The organism is Streptomyces sp. NPDC086077, from assembly GCF_040686175.1.
Classification (GTDB): domain Bacteria; phylum Actinomycetota; class Actinomycetes; order Streptomycetales; family Streptomycetaceae; genus Streptomyces.
Genome location: NZ_JBFBJT010000091.1, coordinates 25,183 through 31,182, shown reverse-complemented (window position 1 = coordinate 31,182; position 6,000 = coordinate 25,183). Strand labels below are relative to the sequence as shown.

8 protein-coding genes are annotated in these 6,000 nt (G+C 72.5%); 2 read left to right on the top strand and 6 right to left on the bottom strand.

What is annotated here, in order from left to right; translation table 11 throughout:
• Positions 1-150 precede the first annotated feature (150 nt).
• Positions 151-846: a hypothetical protein gene (locus AB0O67_RS24455; RefSeq protein WP_365453721.1), complete on the bottom strand. Its 696-nt coding sequence runs from the start codon at positions 844-846 to the stop codon at positions 151-153.
• Between the two features lie 134 nt (positions 847-980).
• The gene (locus tag AB0O67_RS24450) at positions 981-1,340 is read right to left on the bottom strand and encodes an arsenate reductase family protein (protein ID WP_365453718.1); all 360 of its coding nucleotides are present in this window, start codon (positions 1,338-1,340) and stop codon (positions 981-983) included.
• A 178-nt stretch (positions 1,341-1,518) separates the two neighbouring features.
• On the opposite strand from AB0O67_RS24450, the gene AB0O67_RS24445 reads away from it, so the two are divergent.
• Positions 1,519-1,833, top strand: coding sequence for a hypothetical protein (locus AB0O67_RS24445; RefSeq protein ID WP_365453715.1), 315 nt, complete (start codon positions 1,519-1,521; stop codon positions 1,831-1,833).
• A gap of 110 nt (positions 1,834-1,943) precedes the next feature.
• On the opposite strand, the gene AB0O67_RS24440 is transcribed toward AB0O67_RS24445, so the two are convergent.
• Complete coding sequence (locus AB0O67_RS24440; protein ID WP_365453712.1) at positions 1,944-3,134, bottom strand: winged helix DNA-binding domain-containing protein; 1,191 nt, start codon at positions 3,132-3,134, stop codon at positions 1,944-1,946.
• 39 nt (positions 3,135-3,173) lie between these two features.
• Positions 3,174-3,959: an alpha/beta hydrolase gene (locus tag AB0O67_RS24435; RefSeq protein ID WP_365453709.1), complete on the bottom strand. Its 786-nt coding sequence runs from the start codon at positions 3,957-3,959 to the stop codon at positions 3,174-3,176.
• A gap of 123 nt (positions 3,960-4,082) precedes the next feature.
• Between AB0O67_RS24435 and AB0O67_RS24430 the strand changes: the two genes are divergently transcribed.
• Positions 4,083-4,370, top strand: coding sequence for a hypothetical protein (locus AB0O67_RS24430; protein ID WP_365453706.1), 288 nt, complete (start codon positions 4,083-4,085; stop codon positions 4,368-4,370).
• A 25-nt stretch (positions 4,371-4,395) separates the two neighbouring features.
• Here the strand turns inward: AB0O67_RS24430 and AB0O67_RS24425 are convergent, their stop codons facing one another.
• Both AB0O67_RS24425 and htpX read right to left on the bottom strand, forming a co-directional pair.
• A complete protein-coding gene (locus AB0O67_RS24425) occupies positions 4,396-4,980 on the bottom strand; it encodes a hypothetical protein (protein WP_365453703.1) in 585 nt (194 codons plus the stop codon).
• A gap of 2 nt (positions 4,981-4,982) precedes the next feature.
• A complete protein-coding gene (gene htpX / locus AB0O67_RS24420) occupies positions 4,983-5,900 on the bottom strand; it encodes a zinc metalloprotease HtpX (RefSeq protein WP_365453700.1) in 918 nt (305 codons plus the stop codon).
• Positions 5,901-6,000: the final 100 nt, after the last annotated feature.

Below are 6,000 nucleotides of genomic sequence, written 5' to 3'. Positions count from 1 at the left end.
CCGCGGGGGGCGCGGGGGCGCCGCGTAGGCGATCCGCGCCGGACGCCCCGGACCGCCCCCCGGGGCCCCCGCCCGGCAGGACCTGTGACACCTACACGGGGGCGACCCTGAGCGGGTCGCCGCCTCAGCGGTTCCCTGGGCTGTCGGGCCTCACCCCACCTTCTCGATCACGGCCCGGCGGATCAGGAACTTGCCGGGCTCACGGACCTGTTCGAACGCCGCGTTGTTGAGCAGGACACAGCTGCCGGAGACCGAGGTGACCTCCACCGTCGTGGACTTCTCGTTGTCCAGGTTGGTGACCTTCAGCTTCGTTCCGGCCGGGAACTGGTTGCTCGACGCGGCCGGGGCACCGGCCTCACCCGAGAGCGTCACGGTGGAGCCGTTGCAGACCTGCTCCCCGGCGGCGCCCGCGTCGTCACCCGGGGCGGCGGGGTCGGCGGGCGGCGCGGACTCCTGGGCGCCGCCGCCGGCCTGTCCGGCTTCCTGGCCCGCACCCTGACCCGCGCCGTTGCCCTGCTGGCCGGGCTGCGCGGCCTGGGAGTCCTGAGCCGACTCCCCAACCTCGCACCCGGCCGCCTTCTGCTGAAGCTGGATCTGGGCGATGACGGCCTCACGGTTGGCGATCCGGGCCGCGGACTGCGCGTCGGGGGCGGCCCGCTGATCCGCGATGAACCGCTGGTTGTTGCCGAGGGCGGTGGCGAATCCCTGGCAGGCCGTCGAGTTCGCCGCGGACTGCGAGGCGTTCGACGTGCTCGCCATGACGAAGGCGCCACCGCCCGCCACCGTGGCCGCGCTGACCAGCAGGGCCAGCTTCTTCTTCGTGCTGAGAGTTCTCCTGCGCGACATGCGCGCCTCCTGGCAGGTAGGGGAGCGTACGCCGCTATGTACGAGATGCCGAACGGGGTTACTCAGTGGTTACGGGAATATGTTGAAGTAACCTGCGTCACAGGGGAGTTGGTGACGGCTGCCGGTGGCGGGGGTCAGCGGGAGAGCGCGTCCCGTACGGCCTCGTCGGTGCGGCCGACGACAGCAGTGCCGTCGTCCGCGGTGATGATCGGCCGCTGGATGAGCTCGGGGTGCCCGGCGAGGGCGGTGACCCAGCGGTCGCGGGCGCCGGTCTCACGCGGCCACTCCTTGAGCCCGAGCTCCTTGGCCACGGCCTCCTGGGTCCGCGTGATGTCCCACGGCTCCAGCCCCAACCGGTCGAGCACGGCGCGGATCTCGTCCTCGGTCGGTACGTCCTCCAGATAGCGGCGGACGGTGTACTCGGCACCCTCGGCGTCGAGCAGACTCACGGCGCTGCGGCATTTGGAGCAGGCGGGGTTGATCCAGATTTCCATGCCGCCACGGTACGCCGCCGAACGGCCCGCGAAACTCGTCTTCCCCGTGTGTCACTGCATCCCCGAAAGCCGTTGTGGCCAGGGGCTTTTGTCAGTGGGGGCCGGTAGAATAGAAGCAGTGTTCGAGGGTGTCGCCGGGGTGTCCGGTAGGCGCCCTGACCGCGACAGGAGGATGCCCGTGCCCGCTGCCGCACTGAAGCCGAAGCCGCTGCCGACCCAGTCCACCGCCAAGCGCCCCGTCCCGCTCGACCTCCCCTGCGCACCCGTGGAGAAGCGGCCGTTGCCGCCGGGGCGTCCGCGCGATTGGTACATCTCGCACAACCGCCGGCTCAAGGCCATGCGCCTCGCGATAGCGCTGCTCGATTCGGGGGTGTACATGCCGAACCAGGCGCGCAACGAGACGATCCGCGGCACCGCGGACCTCATCGGCGTCCACCCGCCGTCGGACACGACGTGTCACATGGTGCGGGCGCTGATGCGGTACACGCGGTGAGCCGGTGAGCCGGTGAGCTCGTGAGCGATGGCGTCGGGTGCCGAGATCCACGTCGGCACCCGACGCAGATCTGCCCGGAGTGAGTTCATGAGGCGCCCGGCGCGGACCCCTCACCCCGTCGCCAACTCCCGCTCCACCGGCGTCCGGAAGCGCGGCGTGATCCGCGTACCGCCCACCCACTCCCGGAGCCGCTCCGCCTCGCCCTCGACGGCCGCGAGTGCCTCCCGGCCCAGGCCCTTCTCCTCCAGTACCCGCCAGACGATCTCGCCGTCGGCCCGCTGGGCCCAGGCACCCACCACGCGGCCGTCCCACCACACCGTCGGCCCGACGTTGCCGCTGCGGTCGAAGAGGGCGGGGCGCAGCTCGGGGGAGAGGAACCAGTCGCGGTTCTGGCAGCCCATCGCCGTGGGGTCGAGGGCGGGGAGCAGCGCGGCCCACGGTTCGACGGGTGCCGGCACCGGCTCGACGTCGCCCTCGACGACGTACCCCGTGCCCTCGTCCAGTCGCACCTCACACGCCCCGATCGCGGTCAGCGCCCTGCGCACCTCCGTCACCCGCCACCCCGTCCACCACTTGAGGTCGGCTTCGGTCGCGGGCCCGCAGGCCGTCAGCCAACGCCGCAGCAGCGCGGCCTGCGCCCCGACGACGTCCAGTTCGGGATGCTCGGGTGCCAGGGCCCAGCGGAACTGGCTCGACGTCCAGGAGCCGAGCGGCCGCCCCCGGACGACCTTGCCCTCCACACCCAGCACCCGCAGCAGCCGGGTCGACACCGTGTGGACGCCCTCGTAGCTCTTCCCGACGGCGTACGCGAACTGCTCCCGCAACCGCGGCTCGTCCCGCGCCAGCTCGGCCGCCGTGGCCTCCCCGCGCCGCGCCAGCAGGGCGAGCGTCGACTCCTCGACCTCCTTCAGCCAGGCCGCGTCAGGCGCCCCCGCCTTCGCCATGTCCTTGACCAGCGAGGCCCGCTCCCGCGCCGCCACCGCGAGCCCCGTGGATGCGTGCACCACGGCGGTCAGCTCCGTCGGGAACACGAACACGGTGTGCCGCATGCCGTGCATCCGCACCAGCGTCCGGTCCGCGTACAGCGCCCGCTCGGTCTCGGCGACCGCCCTCGCCGCCTCGGTGAGTCGCGCTCCCACCGCCACGTACACGGTCGCGGGATCAGAACCGTGCAGCGCGACCAGCGACGCGGCGACCTCCTCCGGCCGCCCGGCGCGCGCCCCCACCGCCAGCCGATGCCGCACCGCCAGCCGAGCCCGCCGCTCCGCCACCCCGACGTACGGCAATCCCGCAGCACCCATCCCGGCCTCCACCCGTTCCGCTCGCACCGCTCTCGCCGCTCACGACGAGGCCCTGTCACCCATCCTGCCGACCCCCACCGACAACGGCCCCCCACCTGCGGCGACGCCGCCCTCCTCGCTCAGCAGCGCCGTGACGAACGCCCGCCGGTCGTCGCCGTGCGCACGGAACCACAGCCCCAGCGAGTGGTCCGCGGCGGGCAGTTCGAAGCGCGTGTACCGGGTGCGGCAGGACAGGGCATCGTGGACCGCCTCCGTCACCGCCGCCGGGATCACCGCGTCCGTGCCCGGCACGGCGAGCACCGCGCGCCCCCGATACGCCCGCAGCGCGTCCAGCGCGGGCGACCCGCGCCAGCTGCCCGGCCGCCGGATGAGGGCGCTGAAGGGGCCGTCGCCCGTCCCGAACGGCACGTCCCATGCCTCTGCCGCGTAGACGGCGGGCGCGCACAGCCCCAGCGCGGTCACCCGGTCGCCGTAGTGCGCGGCGAGGTCCGCCACCGTCTGTCCGCTCATGCTGAAGCCGACCAGGATCAGCGCCCGGTCCGCCGGGACCCGCGCGTCGATCACCGCCACGGCCTGGTCGAAGCGGCGTCGCAGGCTCGACTCCCGCAGCTCGCCCGTGCTTTCGCCGTGCCCGGAGAAGTCGAACGCGACTCCCCGGCAGCCCCGCGCCACGAACTCGCCCAGCAGCGGCAGCAGTCGTTCCTTGTCGCTCCGGCCCGCGCCATGCATGACGACGGCTGCCACCGGGGCGTCCGGATCACCGCCGGCCACCGCGCCGAGCCGTTCGCCGTCGTGGTCGGCCGCGAAGTGCGAGAGGGCGTTCATGGCGCCATTCACTCACGGCGCCCCGTCCGCACACGCCCGCACACGGAAAAGGAGATGCGAGCCACCATGCCCCCGGCGCTACGCTCGTTGCACCGCAGAACACACATCCCGGGGAGTCCCGTCATGGGCACCATCATTGTCTCCGGGACGGTCGTCCTGGTCGTCCTGGGATTCGGCAACCACCTCTACTGGCTGGCCGCCGTCGCCGTGCTGTTCCTCTACGTGCAGTACGGGCGCGACGCGTCCACGAAGACCTCCGCCCCTACGACCCCCTCGTCGCCCGGGCCCGCGCCCACGAGCTACAAGGCGTACCGCGACCGCCGTGACCAGCAGGCCAAGTGGGAGCGCCGCTACCGCCGCGAGCGGCCGCTGGAGTCCCGCCGTCAGCAGCGGGAGCGGACCAGCAAGTAGCCCGGCCCCCGGCTCGGGGCCGGGGTCAGAGCCCTGGGGCGCCCCACACCGGGAACCAGCGCCCCAGGTCCTCCTCCATCCGCAGGTCACCGGCCAGCGCGGCCTTGACCTGGAGCTCCAGCGCGCTGTCGCGCCGCTGTCCCCCGTCGGGCAGCGGCGCGAACGGGTAGAAGGTGCCGCGCTTGTAGAGGTAGACCAGTGCCAGCCGTCGCCCGGCGTCGTCATGGAAGCCCGCCAGTGAGCACAGCAGCTGCGGGCCGAAGCCGTTGATCTCCATGGAGCTGTTCACCGCGTGCAGATCGTTGACGAGCTGCGGCAGCTCGCCGGGGGCGCGGCGGGACACCAGCCAGGAGTACCCGTACGCGTCCCGCTCCAGCTCGACCGGCGGCCCGGTCCGCTCGGAGTCCGCGTCCAGCAGCGCCCGTACCTCCCGGTGCGTCTGGTCGAACGCCGCCCCCTCGACCGTCGCGAAGCACACCGCGCCGTGCCCGGTCGGCGTGAAGGACGCCGCCGCCTCCAGCGTCACCGCCGCCGAGGGCAGCGCGAACAGCCGGTCGAGATCGGGTGCGACCGGCTGTGTACGACCGAGCAGGATGTCCAGCAGGCCCATGGTCACGTCTTTCCGGGGGTCGCCGCCTCGCCCAGCTCGGCGGAGATCCGCCCCAGCTGTTCGAGGCGCTGCTCCAGGCTCGGGTGGGTGGAGAACAGCCGCGTCACATCCGGCCCACGGCCGAGCGCCGGCGTGAAGTAGAAGGCGTTGAAGGCCTGCGCGGTCCGCAGATCCTTCGTCGGGATCCGCGCGATGTCACCGGTCACCTTGGTGAGCGCGGACGCCAGCGCGGAGGGCCGCCCGGTCAGCAGCGCCGCCGCGCGGTCGGCGGCCAGCTCCCGGTACCGCGACAGCGCCCGGATCAGCAGGAAGCTGATCGCGTACACCGCGGCCGAGACGCCCATGATCCCGAGGAAGACGACGGCGGTGTTCTGGTCGCGCCGTCCGCCGCCGAAGAGCTGCGAGTAGAAGGCGAACCGCACGATCAGCCCCGCGATCACGCCGAGGAACGAAGCGACCGTGATCACGGCGACGTCCTTGTGCGCCACGTGCGACAGCTCGTGCGCGAGCACCCCCTCCAGCTCCGCCGGCTCCAGCCGCCGCAGCAGCCCGGTGGTCACGCAGACCACCGCGTGGTCGGGGTTGCGCCCGGTGGCGAACGCGTTCGGCATGTCCATGCCGGACACGGCGACCACCGGCTTGGGCATGTCCGCGACCGCGCACAGCCGGTCGACCACGCCGTGCAGCTCCGGATACTCCTCGCGTTCCACGACCCGCCCGTGCATCGCGTAGAGCGCGACCCGGTCGGAGAACCAGTACTGAGCGCCCAGCAGCGCCGCCGCGATCACCACGACCAGCACCCAGGACTTCAGCAACACGATCAACGCGGCGACGAACGCCACGTACAACAATCCGAGCAGGAACAACGTGACCGTCATCCGCACGGTCAGCTTCCGGTCGCTTCGGAATCGGCTCTGCATGTGCATCACCCCGCACTACGACCCCAGCAAACGCCTGGGCCCACTGCCAGTGTGCACCCGCACACACCAAGAAGCGGCCGCCCCCACCCCTCCCCCCCGG